Below are 16698 nucleotides of genomic sequence, written 5' to 3' on the forward strand. Positions count from 1 at the left end.
TATTCCCAATCAAGCAATTCAAACACCGAACTTAAGTGTAAGTAAAGGGGAGATTGTGGCAGAGATTAAGGCACAACCAAACCAGCGTTATCAGCTAGAATTTTTTGCTAATAGTCGAGTAGGTTTTCAAGAGGCCGAACAGTATCTTGGATCAAAAATGGTAGTAACTAATGCTAGAGGAAAAGCAAAGGTGTCTTGGAAGCCTATAACTGGCGTAGCAACAGTGACAGCTACATTAACTAATCACCTAGGTGCAACTTCCGAACTTAGTCCTGCTGTAGTTGTTCCTTAATGTCGTATTTTTTACTTAGAAACCATTATAAGCTTTGATTTGAAAGCTCTCACCTAGGTAAAATTCACGGTTTTCAAAACCTTTCAAGATATCAGTTATAAAGCTTGAAAGGCTTTTTTGTATTTTTAGGATGGTGGATTATTTTTATATCTTGAGGAGGTATCGAGATTCTAAGTACTTTGAAATAAAAATCTTTGGCTTACAATATATTTTTTAATAACATGAATATTATTAACTGTTGTACGTAATATAGTGAATAATATTAAAATAAAATCAAAAGCTTCTAGTGTCAAGTAAGAACATTCTAGTTATCCATAATCATGCTTGAAAGGCTTTTAATATTTTGCATCAATTTAGATCGAAAACATCGGATACTAATATGCATGTTTTGAATGATTATTATCATCAGATTACGTGACTAAAACCTCCCAAGTTTAATTATACGGATTTGACGGCAGGGATCATTAGCGCGTGTTGAGTCTGAGTCGTATATTGACGCTGGTGTTATTGCTAATAGACGATATGCAACATTAGTACCTGTTGACACTACCACTAAAGCGGCGGTTGGCACGGCGCTGGTTAGAAAGTTTACCGATAGTTATGGTGAGGGTAGCGCGTCAAGTGGTATGGGCCGAGATTCAAATACCGTTGGTGTTAAGTACACTCAGCAATCTATTACGGTTGGCGTTGGCGATCTTAACTATAAGTATAGCGTACCTGAGCTACAAGCCGCATCTGCTAACAACGTACCACTGCAAAGCGATACGGTTGCAGCGGCCCGCCGTGGTTATGAGCACCACATGAATAAGCTGGCTATGATTGGTGAGACTAAGACTGGCATTAAAGGTTTGCTGAACCATGATATTCCAGAGGTTGTTTCTGCTACTGACAGCTGGGACGCTGGCGATATTGACGCAATCATGAATGATTTGGCAAGCGCTATTGCTGTTGCATATAACGATGCTAACGAGTCTGGCGATTTAAGTCAGATGCCTAACACCATCTTGCTGCCAGCATCTATCATGACCAAGCTTAACTCAATTCGAATTGGCGCCAACTCTGATAGAACGCTGTTATCATTTATTAAAGAAAATAACTTGCTGACTGAAAGTGGTGTGCCTAACGTTCGTTTTGAAAAGCTGAGCTTGCTAGATAAGCTGGGAGCCGATGGCGGCCGCCGTATTGTTGTTTACCGCCGTGATCCAAGTGCTTTGGAGTTGATCTTGCCACAAGATTTGACGTTCTTAGCGCCTCAAGCTGAGGGTTTGGATATCGTGACTTATGGCTGGTATCTATACGCTGGCTTGTGGATCAAGTCTAAAACCGCCGTTACTTATCTTGATGGCATCTAAGGAGAAACTTATGCTAGTTAGTTATAAAGGCAGTAATGCCGCTATGACTATCAGTGTAGGAGGCGGTTCTTACCGTCTTCTACCTGATACCCCCGTCTTATTGACTGGTGAGCAAGTCAAAGAGCTTAAAGCGCGTGGCTTTATCAAGAGATTGATTAAGTCAAAGCAGATTGAATTTACGGGCTTAGACTCATTGGATAAAGATGAGTTGGCTAAACTTGCCCGCCAGCACGGTTATGAATTGACTGGCAAAGAAAAGGTCAAAGACTTGATTGACCTATTATCTGGTGCAGACGATGAAGACCAAGATGACAATACTGGTACTGGTGATAACACTGGTGATAACACTGGTACTGATTTAGATAAAAAGCCTACTGAAAAGTAGGTTTTTCTCATTATGAAGGGCTGATTATGACAGTTGATGATTTTAAAGTTTTATATCCTGATTTTAGTCAGTCCTACATTGATGAGCAAATTGGCTCAAATTTAAGACTGGCTAATTTGCTGATTAACAATATGGGAAGTTTTGGTGATTTGCATAACGATGCAATTGCAATGCTGACTGCTCATTTACTGGCTATCGATAAGATGGCTGGCAAGAATGGCAATGGTATTCAATCTAAGACTTCTAAGCGTGTTGGTGAGGTCTCATTTACTTACGCTCAAGGCGATGATAAGAGAGCCTGGCTTAATTTAACCAGTTACGGCCAAAAACTACTGTTCTTGATGGATAGTCAGCCTACTGTTTTTGCGGGGTTTGTCGTATGAGTATAAAAAAATTCTTATCAAGAAAAAATCCAAATGCAATCAAAGATTTGATTAACAATGCGGCTAAGTTAAGAGCTGAAAAACTATCGGTCGGCGTTGTTGATGCTGATGCTATGCATATAGACAGAGATACAGGTAAAAGTTCTGGCCTTACCATTGCAGAGGTTGCAGCGATTAATGAGTTTGGGGTTGAAAGGCACCCTATTGGCGGTAACCGTGTACCAGCCCGCCCATTTATGGGGCCAAGCGTACGAAAGCACAGAGGTGAGTACGCTCAAATGATTGCCAAAGACTTACCAAAGGTCACGATCGGCTTGAAGCGCAAGAAAACCATGTATGACAAAGTAGGTAAGAAAATGGTTCTTGATATGAAGCACTTTATCAAGGACGGTAATTTCGTGCCGCTATCACCGCAACAAATCAAGAAAAAAGGTCATGCGGCCCCGCTATTCCATACGTTTCAAATGATGGACGCTATCGATTATAAGGTTGATAAAAAATGAATGACATGACTGAGTTGCTTAACGACCCTGATTTTGTCACTGATTTTGTGCTCAAGATTGCTGGCGGGGATAGGCTTGCTAACGGTAAATTCGTTGAAAAAGTGACTTGTCATAATAAGAGCGGCGTTATCCAGCCAGCCCCCAGTAAAGAGACTCAATATCTTACTGAGGGCGATAGATATAGGCATGCAATCAAGATTTGGTCTTGTGAGTACCTATCAGCGGTGGATAGCCGTGTGCCTCAATTAGGCGACATACTAGGCTGGCATTGTGCTGATTTTAGAATTGTCAGCGTAAGGGATTGGTCTGAATATGGGTATTGGCAAGCAATAGCCGTTCAACTACTGGACAAAGAAAAATGAATGAAGACTTACAAGCTGACTTAAGAGAGCTTATCCGTGACCTATTAGGCATGCCAGCGGGTAGTGTAAGGCCGCCTGATAATCAGCCTACTGAGGGTGATAATTATGCCATATTTGAAGTATCTGAGATGATGCCTACTGGATGGGCGGGTAGCTCCTTAGACGCTGAACAATTAGGTGTGGCCACAATTACTATCGATTTTATAGGTGAAGGGGCTGCTGTTTATTCTCGCAATCTAGCCATTGCTATGCAGTCGTTCTATGCCGCTAATGCCCTTATGAGCCTTAGTATGGGATTCATTAAGTGTAGCGGCGCCCGTAACCTATCGATGATTGAATTTGAACGTAAATCTCGATACCAGGTCAAATTAGAATTGTCCTACAAGTTCAAATATGAGCGCCCAAAAATCGTTGATGATGCCTATGGAACTATTGAGAATGTCAATATTAACCTGATAGCTGAACAATAAACTGTTCATAAATGTTTACAATTGCTCAATAAAATGAGCGCCCTTTAAACAATCGGAGAGCAAACAAATGGTTGCTAATACAAACCTGCCAATGAAAATGCCAATCAATGTCTCAGTAGACTATCAACCCGTTCTACTAGATAGAGACGTTATTAATCGCTTATGTATTGTAGGCGATAGCGATAATACCCGTGGTACTAATTACGGTACTTACTCATCACTAGCTGGCGTGAGTGAGCATTATGGTGATGATACCAGTGAGTATGAGATTGCAGCCCGTCTATTTTCGCAAGTGCCGCGACCTAAAAGCGTGACAATTGCAACGGTTGCTGATATCGAATATCCAGTTTAACTGCCATAACAGATAATAAATAGGACGCAAAATGTCAAAGTTTAAAGCACTGCCATTGCCATTGCTTATTAATGCCGCAATAAGCAACCCTGATAGCCTCTTAGATAATAAGAAGTTTGGGCGCTTATGTATCATCGGTAAGAGCGATAATGGCCGTGGTACACCCTTTGGCATTTATACCAATTTAGCTGCTGTGGCTGCTGATTATGGCGTTGAGGCGGGCGAGTACTTACAAGCCAAAAAGTTTTTCTCACAAGTTGAGACTGGTGAGATTCTTATCACTACTGCTGAGTATGCGTCAATTATCAGGCCTATAAAGATTGAGCCTATACCTGACCCTGAGCCAGAAGAACCTGATGATGAGGATTTTGAAAGCGAGTACATTTCTATTGGCTATGAGCCACTAGATCCTAGCCCTGTTTATCCTTTGCCGCCTGAGATAATAAATTATAGTCACATATATAATGCCACTGAGTATGCATTATTTAATGCTGCCAATGTTAATTTGTATATCAATGGCTTACTTGCCAGCATAGGTGATGAGTTTGTTATCGGTGATGTACTGACCGTTAAAGGTGATGGCTATGTTGTCACTAACGTGGTTTACGGTGAAGGTGAAAATAAAAAGACCTTTGATATTGAAGATGGCATAGCTACTGCCACAATGACTTACTGGGATGATGGTACTTTTATCGGTATTATCATGACCAATGAGAAGTTAAGCGTTACTGATTTTACCCTGGTTGAGTCTGTTGAGTATGTTGAGCCTGAACCTGAACCAGAACCAGAATTACCAGTATGCCGTGCCAGCTATGCCAATTTCAATGTTGCTGATTTAAGTTTGATCGGCGGTGCTAGTGAATTGTCATTTTGGACTATTGCGGTGGTCAATGGTATTGAGTATCGAGTAGGCTGGTCATCAATGGCTAGTGATGTATTCACTGGTTTTATCGATGAGAATGGCGCGGGTTTAACGGCCAATATGCTGTTTGCTAGTATGATGTATGAATTGTCAAAGTCTTATCCTATAGCGGGTGATTATCTGGCAACCCATACCAATCTGCTAGCCAGCTCGTTTGATTATGGCAAGCGTTTATCTGGTATTGATGATACCAATAAAGATGACCTCAAAGATACGATTGAGTATATAGGCGGGCAAGCCAGCGCGTTTAGATTGGAGCCAACGGTTATCACATTTAAAGATTTAACTGCTGGTGAACTTGCTGGCAAGAACAGCGGCGGTACTAAGGCGATTAATATGTTGTCAATGTTTAATAGAGCAAAAGATTTCTTGCTGAATAGCTGTTTTGTTTTTGATTATAACAAGCCAGTTGAGGCGATGACTAATGTATTCAAGTTTTCTACCTTTAATGGCGCCCCTGATGACGGCGGCTATGATGAAGACTTAACGACATACAAAGAGCTACCACTAGGGCTTTACCTCAATGGCTCTTACTATAGTGATAGTGGGACTAAATTCCCTATGCCCGCTTGGCGGCTGGAGAGGGGCGGTGAGATTATTGCTGACTCAGACGGATTTAAGGTTGATGATGTAAGGGTAGTGCTGGATTCTGAACATTTGATTGAAAGCGGTGAATCTGGCGCAACGGGCATATTTAGCACCTATTATGACTTAGCTATATTTGTTGGCAAAGGTGATAAAACCCTTAATAATTATGAGCTTAAGTTTAGCGATAGTGCTGAGAATTTAGATGTATTTATTGAGAATAAGGGCGCTGGTAGTTCTGGCGGGTCAGAGAGCTGGATAGATATTGATAATTTCTGCCCTGCTATATCTCATTATGAGTTCTCAATGCATAGATCGGCGTCAACCACTAAGTTGATTGTGCCAGATAACTTGCCAGCTCATATATTTGACATTAGCGAGATGTTTTCGTGGGTGCCTGAATTTAATCAGGATATCAGCCTATGGGACACAAGCAACGTCAAGTACATGAACCGAACCTTTGCTGGCTGCTCCTCGTTTAATCAGCCGCTGGGCCGATGGGACGTAAGCAATGTCGTTGAAATGTCTCAAATGCTGTATGGCTGCTATGCGTTTAGGCAAAACCTTAACAGCTGGTGTGTTCAGCATATTAGCCCCGCTCAAGGTGCTGAGTTTGTTAAGAATACCAATTATGAGCCGCTATTTGGTGATAACGGCAATCAAATACCAGAGGCCGCTCCTATATGGGGTACTTGCCCTGGGGTTATTACTATTCCTGGCAAGAATACTATCCCTAACCCTGATAGCAATCTCAAGTTTGAGAAAGTAGTTATCAATACTGGCATGATAGGCGGTATTTTATCATCTAAGTTCAAAATTGATATCAAGTTTGGAAATGGCGTATGGCTTGATACGGTCAATGCTGATTATAGCCAGAACCTTACTGATATGGTAATTCCTGGGGTTGTTGTTACTGATAACGGTACAAGTGGTATTGAGTTCACCACTGATTTTTATGATGATCTTATCACTGTTAAGATTACTGCTAGTGATGAACAGAAATATTTGTCGCATGAGTTCTTATTAGGTGATGGTATCTATCAAGCAGACACGGGCCAGTTTGCCTTTAATCTGTTTATCGCTGATCCTTATGGTGATGGAGGCGGTGACCCTTACCCTGCTGATGATTTTACTAGCAGCAGCCCTAGCGATACGGTATGGGATTTGCCGCCCGCTGGCGTGGCATACCCTAGTGTTACCATTAATAATATCGAGTCAGTTAAGTCTTTGACCAGTAAATATATGGTTGAGATTTATTTTGAGGAAGACGGCGATGTTGTTAATGGGCCGTATAACACGTTCTTTACGCATAATATGCATGAGCATCAGCCTAACCAGATCGGGTTTAGCATAGATGAAGTTACTGGCAATATCACCATAACCCCTACTTACCAAGGCTTACCTATGGTAGTAAGATTAACGCCTAATCCTAGCCAGCCCAGAACCAGTGATGGTTATGTCGATGGTGACGGCAACTATAACCCTGATACGGGCGTCTTTACCTTTAGATTGGACAGCTCATCAGTTTAAACCCTAAATAATGCAGTACCACAAGCCAGCCTAATAAGCTGGCTTTACTTATGGAGTAAAAAAAATGGCTACACCTTTAGACGCAATTAAAGAAGTTGCTGAGCAGAACCTAGGTTTTTACGCATTTTGCTTTGCTGATGAAATCGCTGCTAGTGATGTACAAGAAGTGGCTCAATGGGCTGATGACAATGACCGTATTTTTCTGCATACATCAACCGATATTGATGAGGCGGTCGTAACTAAGAATGCACTGGAAGCAGCCAATATTGGTCATACGCATGTCATGTACAGCCATGACTACACTGGTGCTACTGGCGGGTTTGCTGGCGTGGCACTAGACCAGCAATACGGCCGTACTGATGGCGTTAAGACAGTGCATCTCAAAGCTATTCGTGGCTTAGACCCGTCTGATATTACTCAAACTCAAGCTAATGAGATGATTGCGGCTGGCGTGACATTCTATAGCGGCTTTGGCAACTCAGAAAGCTCTGTATCAGCTATTTATGGCGGCAAGCTATCTGATAATCGATACCTTGATTTTGTAATGGGTATTGACTGGCTGAGAAATACTATTGAGGTCAGTGTATTCAACGGCCAACGTATTAGACGCACAACCCCTCAAACTTCACGCGGCATGATGATGACCAAAAATGACATTGTTATGGGCTTAGAGCAGGCGGTAAGAGCTGGCTTGATTGCGCCTGGTCAATGGAATGGTATTCCAGTTGGTGAAGTGCAGACCTATGACTATCTACCTAATGGGTATTACGTGTACCACGATCCTATTGATGAACAATCTCAGGTCGATAGAGACAATCGTTTGGCCACACAATTTACTGTGATTGCAAAAGGCGCGGGTTCAATTCACGGTGCTGATATCACCCTAGTACCACAAGCTTAACTAAAAGGAAAAAATTATGGCTGGTCAATTAAATATTTACTCGTTTATTAATCAGGTTATTACGGTAAACGGTCGCACACTGGAAGGCTTTGGTGAGGGCGATGATGTAGTAACCGCTGAATACCGTGAAGACGGTATCACTGACACTGTTGGTGCTGATGGCCGCATGCAAGCCAGCGTTTCTGCCAATGAGTCAGCAACAATCAATCTTAAGTTATTATCTGGCTCTGAGGATAATGACTACTTGGAGGATTTGTATTTCAAGTTTAAGAATGGCTCAATTGGCGGTATCTCAGTATCAATCTTTGATTCGTTCACTGGGCGCGGGCAAGTAGCTACTACAGGTTATATCCCTAAGCTTGCCAATGAGTCAAAAGGCGCTAAAGCTCAAGACCGTGAATGGTCAATTATCGTGCCTAAAATCGATATCCAACGCGCAACCAACCGCCGTTCTAATTAATAAGGGATAAAAAATGCAAGATTTAAAAAATACTACCATTGGCGGTAAAAGTATCACCTTAAAACGTGTACCAGCCCGTGATGCCCGTCATATCCAGACTATGCTTGTGGCCATAATTGCTGAGCCGCTTGCTGATGCGCTGGGCCAACAAGTCAGCAATAAGCAGACTCAAGGCGATCAAATCCTAGCTGGCCTTAAAGGCGTGGCTAATATCTTGCCGCGCCTAAGTGATGGTGAGCTTGATGCTCTTATCGATAAGTGCAGACCATTTATCCTGGTTGAGGGCAAGCCATTTAATGAGAATGAGCATTTTGATGCTGATACATTGTTTGATATGTATGAAGTGCTTTGGTATTTCTTGAAGGAAACTTTTGAGGGTTTTATTCACGCCGTCCTCTCACGTTTTCCTCAAGCAGCAACGATGACGGCATTAAAGAAATAGAGAGTGCCAATATTGACTGGTATCTAATGAGGGTTTGCACAAGCGAACCCCCGCTTGCCAGCTATCATCAACTATGCGATGGGACTTACACTATCAATGACCTTGCTGATATGCATGAAACGCTTGATGAGATGGCTGAGTACCGTAAACGATATGAGGCAGCAAATAAAGGATAATTATGGCAACTGTAATTGATGAGCTATTAATCAATCTGGGTTTTGACGCCGATCCTACTGGCGCTAACAGATTTGATGCAAGCCTTAATAACGTATTAGGTACAATCGGTAAGGTTGGTAGCGTAATGACCGCTGTGACATCAGTTGCAGCGGGTTTTTTAGGCAAGTCAATTATTGATACCGCAAGTGAATTTGAGAAGTTTGAGACGCAATTAACAACGATTGAGGGTAGCTCTGAGAAAGCAAAGAGATCGCTTGATTGGATTTCTGAGTTTGCTGAGAAAACCCCTTATGATATTGCTGGCGTGACTGATGCCTTTGTCAAACTAAAATCTTATGGCCTAGACCCTGCTAATGATGGTTTGCTGACAAGCCTAGGCAATACAGCGTCTGCAATGGGTAAGTCACTGGATCAATCTATTGAGATGATGGCTGATGCCGTCCGTGGTGAGAGTGAGCGTCTAAAAGAATTTGGTATTGTTGGCAGTAAAAATAAGAATGAGATGACTTATTCTTATACCTTAAATGGTGAGTCCCTAACAAAGACCGTTGAAAATGACGCTGTTGCAATTCAAGCAGCCCTGCAAGAAATCTTTGATGAGAAGTTTGCGGGCGGTATGGACGCAATGTCAAAGACATGGGAAGGCCAGATTGCCAAAATGGGTGATACCTGGACAGCATTTAAAAAGCGGGTCAGTGAAAGAGGTATATTTGATAGGTTGAAGTCTAGCCTTGGCGATGTATCTAGTTTTATAGAGAAAAATAGGGCTGCTGTTGACGCTTTTGCTGATAGGATTGGTGATGGCCTTGTTACTGCATTTGACTGGCTAGAAGACGCCCTATGGCAAGTATGGGACGGCGCTTTATGGGCTAGGGATTCATTTAATGAGCTTAACAACCAATTTGGTATAACAGAGAAAGGCGGGGCTATTTTAGCTGGCGTATTGGCTTTAATTGCAGCAAATATAGCTGGATTGATAGCAACTAAGGTGATAACGAATGTAATCTCGCTGGCGCGTGGTTTTATGCTGTTATTCAGCCCGCTTGCACTGATAGGAGCTGGATTACTCGCTGTATTCTTGATTATTGAGGATATCTATGGGTTCGTGAACGGCAAGGATAGCATGATTGGAGGCCTTATAAAGGACTATCCAATAATCAACGATGTCATTGACTTGATAATGAAAATTGTCGATGCCGTATCTGCTATTTTTACCGAAAATGAAAGCGCATTAAAGGAACTTTTCAACGCCATTGGCGGCCTAATAATGGCATTTGAGCCATTGCTGGATTTACTGATAAGCATGATACCAGGCGCATTTAAGACGTTTTTAGAAGTGGCACTTGTAGCAATTAAGATTATTACGGTTGCTGTTGGTGTTTTAGCAAAGGTATTCACCTGGGTTGTTAAAGGTATAACAATGGCCTGGAAAGGGCTATGGTTGACTTTGACCTATTTGTTTGATGGTTTTTTTGACATCATTACTAACAAGATATCTGGATTAATGACCATTATAGGCGGTCTGGCATCAGCTGTTAAATCAATAGCTGATGGTGAGATTGTTGAAGGGATTAAGATTGCCGCTAGCTCTGTTTGGGATGGCGGCAAACAGGCATTGAGACTTCATAGTGATGAGTACAAGGAAAATAAAAAGGCTGGCATAGATGATGAACCTAAAGCAGTGGTATCAACCTTTGTTAAGGGTTTTGTTGAAAAAGAGTCTGCATCACCAGCAAGAAACCCCACGGGTAAGAGCGCTATCGATTACAGTCAATACTCTGTGAAAAACAACCAGGCATCATCAACGGTTACTCAGACCATTAATGTGAACAGCGCTAATGAGGCCGCAATCATAGCTAACAGAACTGCTCAGGGCGCCCGCCAGCAATCCAATGGATATCAATAAGGGGTTTATATATGCTGCAAGGTAATATACCACAGCTGCAAGATTTGACCGCTGATGTATGGGTTGAGGAGCGGCATAGACGTGAGGTGGAAGTGGTTAAAAACCCAATTGAATTTGGGTCACCAATTACTGACCACTCTTACGTCAAAGCCAGGACTTTATCTGTAAGTTTTGGCGTGACAAATACACCGCTGGCAAGCAATTCATCATTTTCTGGTAATGATAGGATTGCTCAGGCCCGTGAGAAGTTATACAAGCTGCAAGATGAGAGTGTTTTTTTAACCGTTAATACTATCAATGGCGGTGAGTATGAAAATTGCTTGTTATCAGCAATCGGTTGGACTACTGATGTTAATAACCCCCATTCCATAATTTTCGAATTGGAAATGGAGGAAGTGATTATCACTGGCACCAAAAAGACTACATATCAGCCCTTGCCAGCCGATGAACGTACAGCTGGCAAGACTAGCAGTACTGAAAAGCGCGGTGAGGTATCTAAACGATCCCGTGAGTCTGCTGATGAGGCCCGCCGTAACTATACTGCTGATAGTAACACTAGCAGTGATGAGCTAGCTAAAAATGCCGCTGCCAAAGCACAAGCTGCCAAGATTGAGGCGGTCGATAATCGAACTATCCTTAAGAAGATATCAGATATAGGCTTTGGAGGTATCTTATGATTTATGAGCTGCCAACTACTGATAAACCGTCTCAAGAATTTGTTTGTGAATTAAATAAGGTTAAATACTTATTTAGAATACAGTTAAATGTAAGAGGCGGTATCTGGACACTTGATGTCAATACCAGTGAAGACATACCTATTATCCTAGGATTACCTTTGGTTATGGGTGCTGACTTACTCAATAACGAGCGGTTCACCACTGGTAGATTGTTTCTTGTTGACTATTCTGGAACTGGATTAGATCCAACGGCCAAGAACTTTGGCAACTATGGCTTGGTATGGGACGATGGCAATGGCTGATGATATTAAGCAATTTAAACGGGTATGCCGTCTCATTGTCGGTAAAGATGGTTCTGGTATTGAGGTTAAGGACCTAAGAATTAAGTTTGACGTAAAAAAGACCAGCGATGGTGAGGCCAATACTGCTCACATTGAAGTGTACAATCTAAGCCCTGAGCACCAAAGCCAGATTATCCAAGAATGGAGCGATATTAAGTTGATGGCGGGCTATACAGGTGAGGAAAGGCTTATATTTCAAGGTCAAATTAGAACTGCACTGCCAGTTGTTGATGGCACTGACCGTATCGTTACTATTGAGGCTGGTGATGGCGATAGAGAGATAATGCGCGGCTTTATTAATAAAACCCTAAAGGCTGGTGCAACTGCTGATGATATTGTCTCTGAATGTAAGAAATCGATGTTTGATATTGGCACAACTCATGCTGATACGCTCAATGCCACGTATGCGCGGGGCAAGGTTCTGAGCGGGCGGGCAAGTGATATACTCGATCAGCAAGCCAGAAATGAAGACGCTCAATGGTCAATTCAAGACGGCCAAATGCTGCTGCTAAAAGGCGATAATGTCAGGCCCAATGCGGTATGGCTAATAAGCCAAGAAACAGGCATGCTTGGCAGCCCTGAGCCTACCACAGTAGGATTAAAAGTGAGAACATTGCTTAACCCTGCATTTATTATTGGCGGTGTAGCTAAGATTGAGAGCCTTGTATTCAGCGGCGGGGTTCGCATTGAGTCAATCAACCATAAAGGCGATACGCATGACTCAGAATGGGTCAGTGAATTAGAGGGGCTGAGTGTATGATCAACAATAAAGCGCGTGAGATAGCAGCCAGTGAGTTTAGTGATAGACAAGCTCAAATTAGCAGCGCTCTTATGGATGTACATACGTCCATGCCAGCCATCATAATGAGTTATGACGCCAATACCAGAACCATAACGGCACAACCAGCTATCCAGCGGGTATTTAGTGATGGTGAGGGTATCAGCGGGCCTATGAACTTACCGCCATGCGTTGATGTGCCAGTAATATTCCCTGGCGGCGGTAGCTATGAAATTACGTTTCCTATTAATGAGGGTGATGAGTGCCTATTGATATTCTCTGAGCGCTGCATTGATTCATGGTTTGTTAGCGGTGAGCCTAACGTGCCAGCCGATTATAGGCAGCATGACCTATCGGACGCTATCGCTATTGTAGGGCTTAAAAGCCTCGCTAAAGCTACTCCTACTGATAACGCTGGCATGAATATTGGCAGTGCAACCAATAAGATTGCAATAACTGATGATGATGTATCAATAACCGTCAATGGTAGTAACCATATCAATATCACTGATGGTGATATATCAATAACTGTAAACGACAGTAACCATATCGCTATCACTGAGGATTTTATTGACCTATCGCTAAATACCAAAGCGGGTGCCAGTAAATTTACCGTTGCTCAGGACAGTATAAGTGCTGATATAAATGGCGCAATATTATCCCTAAGCAAGGACGGTTTAAATACCAATATGCCCATTAGATGTCCTAATATTATCACTGATGAGATTGACGTTAATGAGCATACGCATAGCGGCGTTGAGGTCGGTGCTGGTGACACAATGAAACCAAAAAGAGGTTAGAAAACACTTGCAATTATGTTATGTTATATTATGCCAAAATGGTTATGTTATATCATAACAAAATGAGAGGTAAAGTATGAGCATGCCAGCCCCTATTGAGTCTAAGACGCAAGAATTAAAACTTAAATTGGTATCACAAACCTCGCTGCTAACAGCCCTTAGAATTGTTAAGTATCATGCTAGTAAGCTGGTATCTATCAAAATGAGCCGTAAGACGGCAATGAAAATCCAATCAAGCTTTATACCGCCTCAATCGGTTATGAATAACAACCCGTTTAAGACGCCTATTAAGTTTGAGGGCTTTGACATTACTATTGATGATGGCATGGAGTTTGAGGCTGTTGATATTCTATATGAGCGTGAATACGCTTATGATGACAACGATATAAGACGCAAGCTTAAGTCTTATACGCTGCAATAGGGGTTGCATAATGAGCTTTATCGGTGAGATAGATGCGGCTATTGGTGCTGACAGGTCAATAAAATGCGTGATTATCAGTCAAGCAATGATGGATTCGCTCAATGATAAGTCAGTCAGTATGCCTAATGATCTACTTGGCAAAGGTATTGATATTAGGGTCTTTGACAAGGCGATAGTTAATAATAAAGCTGTAATAGTTTTTGATGACCTTATCGATGACTTCAATCGCTGGGACTTGGGTGGTAATAGATTTAGCCCTGATTGGTATATAGAACCGTCAAAATCTATCTACACATTTATACTGATTAAGCTTCTTGATGAATTTATAAGAGAAAGAATGCATGAGCTTGATTGGCATAGCACCTTTAATAGGCCGATACAACCTATCAAGTATTTAGACGGCATTTAAAATAAGTCAATTTTACACCACCCTATATGGGTGGTTTTTTTACACCCAAAATAAGGCTATGCCATGACAGTGAGACGATTAATTAACAATGATTACAGCTTTGGTAATGGTCAGCTGGATATTATCAGCGGCAAAAATGAGCTGCTTCAAAAATGTAAGACCACATTGATGCAAATAAAAGGAGAATGGTTCCTTAATTATCGTGATGGCGTTGCCTGGGGTGATATCCTATCAAACAAAACAAACGTCAATGCGCTGGCAAGCCTAATTAGAAAGACAATATCAAGACTTAAAGGCGTATCTAGTATAGAGAGTATTGATATCGACATTGAAAATCGGTATGCCTATATCTTCATCAAAATAAACACTGATTTTGGATTGGTAGATCTAAGACAATCACTGAACGTACTGGAGCTGATAGCTAATGACGCAATTAACAAATAATGGATTTGAGCGAACGCGCCTCGTTGATAGATTGGCAGAAATACAATCAAAAGCGCGGGCGGTATTTGGTCAAGATATTGACTTATCTAGCGATACAATGGACGGGCAGCACCTAGGAATATTTTCTGAGGCGATCGGTGACCTTGATGAGCTGGCTGAATTAGTATGGCAGTCCTTTGACCCTGACCTTGCCAGCGGTGCAAGCCTATCAAGAATTGCCAAAATAAGTGGCATTGAGAGGAGTCAAGGTTCTTATTCCATTGCTGAGTTAACATTGACTGGCAAGCCGCAAGCATTAATCCCTCAAGGCTCTGTGGTTACTAATGAGAATGGCAGCCTTAAATTCTTTACTGTAGATGATGTAAAAATAGGATTGACTGGTACAGCCACTATTAATGCAATCCCTGAGAATATGGGGCCAGTATCAGCCCCCGCCGATACCTTAACTTCAATAAGAACACCTATATATGGCTGGGACTCAGTAACTAATGTCAATCCTGCCAGCATGGGTAAGAATAGAGAGACTGATCAACAATTAAGATTGCGGCGCCGTGACTCAGTAAATAAAGGCAACCGCAATATGATTGAGGCATTATGGGCTGCATTATCTGACTTAGATGGCGTGGCTGATGTAGCGGTCATTGAGAATAACACCAATGTTAATAACAATATCGGTATGCCGCCGCATAGTATTCAAGCTGTAGTTAAGGGCGGTGATGACAAGCAGATAGCCAGAACGATATGGACAAGTAAGACTGGTGGTACTGAGGTCGTTGGAAGTGCAGTTGCTAGTATCACAGACTTAGCTGGAAATATACAAGATATCAAATTCACGCGGCCTAGTATCGTTGAGGTCAGAGTTAAGGTTAATATCACCCCCCGTGCTGGCTGGTCGCATAAGACCGCAATTCAAATAAGAAATGCTATTTTTGAATTTATCAATTCTGAAAATAGAATTGGTGAGAGTCTGGTGCCAGGAACGCTATTTACGCCTCTTATGATTATTGGTGGTTTTTCTATCAACAAGATTTTTCTGGCTAGAAAGGGTTTTCAATACGCTGAGGAGACAATCGATATTGGATTTTCTGAAAGTGTAATTGTTGATATCAACAATATAGAGATTGTGCAGTCATGACAGATAAAATTGAGAAATACCCGATCTTAAAGACAGCTATGAGCAGAATTGGACATCAGTATGCTGATAGCGAGAAATTCAAAAAATTCATTGAAATTACCCTGGAGCCGATTGTTGAATTGCAATCGGTTCTTTTGCGAATGCTGGATATCGATGTAGATAATGCTAAAGGTTACAAGCTCGATCTTATTGGCCGTATCGTTGGTGCACCAGCGGTAATACTAGAGGCAATACCTCAGCCGTTTTTTGGCTATGACAATCAAGAAATGAGTGAGGGCTTTGGTGAGCTTGATGATCCAGATGCAGGCGGTCACTGGAGAGAGATGGGCCAGGTATCTAATACTGACTGGATTTTACAAGCTGATGATTATCGAACCTCAGTAAACGCTCAAATTGCTAAGAACAGTAGCAACTGCACCCCTGATGAGATTATAAGAGTGGCCCAGATTATCCTAGGAGAGGCTGTTGCATTCAAATACATTGAGCGGACAATGCTTATTGTTATAGCCCCTAAAGAGCCAGTGTTGAGAGCGCAAAGAGAATTTCTGAAATCAGTACTGCCAATACCAGCTGGCGTATCATTTATCACCCTCAATGGTCAGTATGATAGTTTTAATTTGACTGAGGCTGAAATATGGAACGAAATCAGCTATGAAGACTATTAAAGGAAA

The 16698-nt window shown here is 41.9% G+C and carries 22 protein-coding genes and 1 pseudogene; all 23 read left to right on the forward strand.

The window, feature by feature from the left end; all coding sequences use genetic code 11:
- Positions 1-292: pseudogene (locus tag ACT3QQ_RS06205) on the forward strand (3-dehydroshikimate dehydratase); the annotation flags it as partial.
- A 626-nt stretch (positions 293-918) separates the two neighbouring features.
- The gene (locus ACT3QQ_RS06210) at positions 919-1644 is read left to right on the forward strand and encodes a major capsid family protein (protein ID WP_444527319.1); all 726 of its coding nucleotides are present in this window, start codon (positions 919-921) and stop codon (positions 1642-1644) included.
- A gap of 10 nt (positions 1645-1654) precedes the next feature.
- A complete protein-coding gene (locus ACT3QQ_RS06215; protein WP_444527320.1) occupies positions 1655-2029 on the forward strand; it encodes a hypothetical protein in 375 nt (124 codons plus the stop codon).
- Positions 2030-2055: 26 nt separating this feature from the next.
- The gene (locus tag ACT3QQ_RS06220; protein ID WP_444527321.1) at positions 2056-2412 is read left to right on the forward strand and encodes a DUF4054 domain-containing protein; all 357 of its coding nucleotides are present in this window, start codon (positions 2056-2058) and stop codon (positions 2410-2412) included.
- Positions 2409-2915 (forward strand): hypothetical protein, encoded by a 507-nt coding sequence (locus ACT3QQ_RS06225; RefSeq protein WP_444527322.1) that lies wholly within the window; start codon positions 2409-2411, stop codon positions 2913-2915. The genes ACT3QQ_RS06220 and ACT3QQ_RS06225 overlap by 4 nt, the downstream gene beginning before the upstream one ends.
- Positions 2912-3277 (forward strand): hypothetical protein, encoded by a 366-nt coding sequence (locus ACT3QQ_RS06230; protein WP_444527323.1) that lies wholly within the window; start codon positions 2912-2914, stop codon positions 3275-3277. Before ACT3QQ_RS06225 ends, ACT3QQ_RS06230 begins: the two co-directional genes overlap by 4 nt.
- Positions 3274-3747 (forward strand): phage neck terminator protein, encoded by a 474-nt coding sequence (locus tag ACT3QQ_RS06235; RefSeq protein ID WP_444527324.1) that lies wholly within the window; start codon positions 3274-3276, stop codon positions 3745-3747. Before ACT3QQ_RS06230 ends, ACT3QQ_RS06235 begins: the two co-directional genes overlap by 4 nt.
- A 67-nt stretch (positions 3748-3814) precedes the next feature.
- Entirely contained in the window at positions 3815-4099 is a 285-nt protein-coding gene (locus tag ACT3QQ_RS06240) for a hypothetical protein (RefSeq protein WP_444527325.1), read from the forward strand.
- 31 nt (positions 4100-4130) lie between these two features.
- Positions 4131-7136, forward strand: coding sequence for a BspA family leucine-rich repeat surface protein (locus ACT3QQ_RS06245; RefSeq protein WP_444527326.1), 3006 nt, complete (start codon positions 4131-4133; stop codon positions 7134-7136).
- 64 nt (positions 7137-7200) lie between these two features.
- Entirely contained in the window at positions 7201-8037 is an 837-nt protein-coding gene (locus tag ACT3QQ_RS06250) for a DUF3383 family protein (protein ID WP_444527327.1), read from the forward strand.
- 16 nt (positions 8038-8053) lie between these two features.
- Positions 8054-8497, forward strand: a complete 444-nt coding sequence (locus ACT3QQ_RS06255; protein ID WP_444527328.1) for a phage structural protein — start codon at positions 8054-8056, stop codon at positions 8495-8497.
- 13 nt (positions 8498-8510) lie between these two features.
- On the forward strand, positions 8511-8939 hold the full coding sequence (locus ACT3QQ_RS06260) for a phage tail assembly chaperone (RefSeq protein ID WP_444527329.1): 429 nt from the start codon (positions 8511-8513) through the stop codon (positions 8937-8939).
- A 26-nt stretch (positions 8940-8965) separates the two neighbouring features.
- Positions 8966-9115: a DUF6889 family protein gene (locus ACT3QQ_RS06265; protein WP_444527330.1), complete on the forward strand. Its 150-nt coding sequence runs from the start codon at positions 8966-8968 to the stop codon at positions 9113-9115.
- 2 nt (positions 9116-9117) lie between these two features.
- Positions 9118-11022, forward strand: a complete 1905-nt coding sequence (locus ACT3QQ_RS06270; protein WP_444527331.1) for a tape measure protein — start codon at positions 9118-9120, stop codon at positions 11020-11022.
- Between the two features lie 11 nt (positions 11023-11033).
- A complete protein-coding gene (locus tag ACT3QQ_RS06275) occupies positions 11034-11699 on the forward strand; it encodes a phage baseplate protein (RefSeq protein ID WP_444527332.1) in 666 nt (221 codons plus the stop codon).
- Entirely contained in the window at positions 11696-12001 is a 306-nt protein-coding gene (locus tag ACT3QQ_RS06280; RefSeq protein WP_444527333.1) for a phage baseplate plug family protein, read from the forward strand. Before ACT3QQ_RS06275 ends, ACT3QQ_RS06280 begins: the two co-directional genes overlap by 4 nt.
- Positions 11994-12800: a phage protein gene (locus ACT3QQ_RS06285; RefSeq protein WP_444527334.1), complete on the forward strand. Its 807-nt coding sequence runs from the start codon at positions 11994-11996 to the stop codon at positions 12798-12800. Before ACT3QQ_RS06280 ends, ACT3QQ_RS06285 begins: the two co-directional genes overlap by 8 nt.
- The gene (locus ACT3QQ_RS06290) at positions 12797-13618 is read left to right on the forward strand and encodes a Gp138 family membrane-puncturing spike protein (protein ID WP_444527335.1); all 822 of its coding nucleotides are present in this window, start codon (positions 12797-12799) and stop codon (positions 13616-13618) included. The genes ACT3QQ_RS06285 and ACT3QQ_RS06290 overlap by 4 nt, the downstream gene beginning before the upstream one ends.
- 76 nt (positions 13619-13694) lie before the next feature.
- Entirely contained in the window at positions 13695-14039 is a 345-nt protein-coding gene (locus ACT3QQ_RS06295; RefSeq protein ID WP_444527336.1) for a hypothetical protein, read from the forward strand.
- A gap of 10 nt (positions 14040-14049) precedes the next feature.
- Positions 14050-14448 (forward strand): hypothetical protein, encoded by a 399-nt coding sequence (locus ACT3QQ_RS06300; protein ID WP_444527337.1) that lies wholly within the window; start codon positions 14050-14052, stop codon positions 14446-14448.
- Between the two features lie 63 nt (positions 14449-14511).
- On the forward strand, positions 14512-14892 hold the full coding sequence (locus ACT3QQ_RS06305; RefSeq protein ID WP_444527338.1) for a hypothetical protein: 381 nt from the start codon (positions 14512-14514) through the stop codon (positions 14890-14892).
- A complete protein-coding gene (locus ACT3QQ_RS06310) occupies positions 14873-16027 on the forward strand; it encodes a baseplate J/gp47 family protein (protein ID WP_444527339.1) in 1155 nt (384 codons plus the stop codon). Before ACT3QQ_RS06305 ends, ACT3QQ_RS06310 begins: the two co-directional genes overlap by 20 nt.
- Positions 16028-16065: 38 nt before the next feature.
- A complete protein-coding gene (locus ACT3QQ_RS06315) occupies positions 16066-16692 on the forward strand; it encodes a DUF2612 domain-containing protein (RefSeq protein ID WP_444527340.1) in 627 nt (208 codons plus the stop codon).
- Positions 16693-16698 lie beyond the last annotated feature (6 nt).

This window comes from Psychrobacter sp. AOP7-A1-24 (genome assembly GCF_052376235.1).
In the GTDB taxonomy this organism is placed as follows: Bacteria; Pseudomonadota; Gammaproteobacteria; order Pseudomonadales; family Moraxellaceae; genus Psychrobacter.

Excerpts from the sequence above, each read along its gene's own strand:
- ACT3QQ_RS06310 (WP_444527339.1), top strand. The coding sequence starts at position 14,873 with ATGACGCAATTAACAAATAATGGATTTGAGCGAACGCGCCTCGTTGAT.
- ACT3QQ_RS06270 (WP_444527331.1), top strand. The coding sequence starts at position 9,118 with ATGGCAACTGTAATTGATGAGCTATTAATCAATCTGGGTTTTGACGCC.
- ACT3QQ_RS06230 (WP_444527323.1), top strand. The coding sequence starts at position 2,912 with ATGAATGACATGACTGAGTTGCTTAACGACCCTGATTTTGTCACTGAT.
- ACT3QQ_RS06215 (WP_444527320.1), top strand. The coding sequence starts at position 1,655 with ATGCTAGTTAGTTATAAAGGCAGTAATGCCGCTATGACTATCAGTGTA.
- ACT3QQ_RS06240 (WP_444527325.1), top strand. The coding sequence starts at position 3,815 with ATGGTTGCTAATACAAACCTGCCAATGAAAATGCCAATCAATGTCTCA.
- ACT3QQ_RS06225 (WP_444527322.1), top strand. The coding sequence starts at position 2,409 with ATGAGTATAAAAAAATTCTTATCAAGAAAAAATCCAAATGCAATCAAA.
- ACT3QQ_RS06235 (WP_444527324.1), top strand. The coding sequence starts at position 3,274 with ATGAATGAAGACTTACAAGCTGACTTAAGAGAGCTTATCCGTGACCTA.
- ACT3QQ_RS06220 (WP_444527321.1), top strand. The coding sequence starts at position 2,056 with ATGACAGTTGATGATTTTAAAGTTTTATATCCTGATTTTAGTCAGTCC.
- ACT3QQ_RS06265 (WP_444527330.1), top strand. The coding sequence starts at position 8,966 with ATGAGGGTTTGCACAAGCGAACCCCCGCTTGCCAGCTATCATCAACTA.
- ACT3QQ_RS06300 (WP_444527337.1), top strand. The coding sequence starts at position 14,050 with ATGAGCTTTATCGGTGAGATAGATGCGGCTATTGGTGCTGACAGGTCA.
- ACT3QQ_RS06285 (WP_444527334.1), top strand. The coding sequence starts at position 11,994 with ATGGCTGATGATATTAAGCAATTTAAACGGGTATGCCGTCTCATTGTC.
- ACT3QQ_RS06295 (WP_444527336.1), top strand. The coding sequence starts at position 13,695 with ATGAGCATGCCAGCCCCTATTGAGTCTAAGACGCAAGAATTAAAACTT.
- ACT3QQ_RS06280 (WP_444527333.1), top strand. The coding sequence starts at position 11,696 with ATGATTTATGAGCTGCCAACTACTGATAAACCGTCTCAAGAATTTGTT.
- ACT3QQ_RS06255 (WP_444527328.1), top strand. The coding sequence starts at position 8,054 with ATGGCTGGTCAATTAAATATTTACTCGTTTATTAATCAGGTTATTACG.
- ACT3QQ_RS06305 (WP_444527338.1), top strand. The coding sequence starts at position 14,512 with ATGACAGTGAGACGATTAATTAACAATGATTACAGCTTTGGTAATGGT.
- ACT3QQ_RS06210 (WP_444527319.1), top strand. The coding sequence starts at position 919 with ATGGGCCGAGATTCAAATACCGTTGGTGTTAAGTACACTCAGCAATCT.
- ACT3QQ_RS06275 (WP_444527332.1), top strand. The coding sequence starts at position 11,034 with ATGCTGCAAGGTAATATACCACAGCTGCAAGATTTGACCGCTGATGTA.
- ACT3QQ_RS06315 (WP_444527340.1), top strand. The coding sequence starts at position 16,066 with ATGAGCAGAATTGGACATCAGTATGCTGATAGCGAGAAATTCAAAAAA.
- ACT3QQ_RS06245 (WP_444527326.1), top strand. The coding sequence starts at position 4,131 with ATGTCAAAGTTTAAAGCACTGCCATTGCCATTGCTTATTAATGCCGCA.
- ACT3QQ_RS06260 (WP_444527329.1), top strand. The coding sequence starts at position 8,511 with ATGCAAGATTTAAAAAATACTACCATTGGCGGTAAAAGTATCACCTTA.
- ACT3QQ_RS06290 (WP_444527335.1), top strand. The coding sequence starts at position 12,797 with ATGATCAACAATAAAGCGCGTGAGATAGCAGCCAGTGAGTTTAGTGAT.
- ACT3QQ_RS06250 (WP_444527327.1), top strand. The coding sequence starts at position 7,201 with ATGGCTACACCTTTAGACGCAATTAAAGAAGTTGCTGAGCAGAACCTA.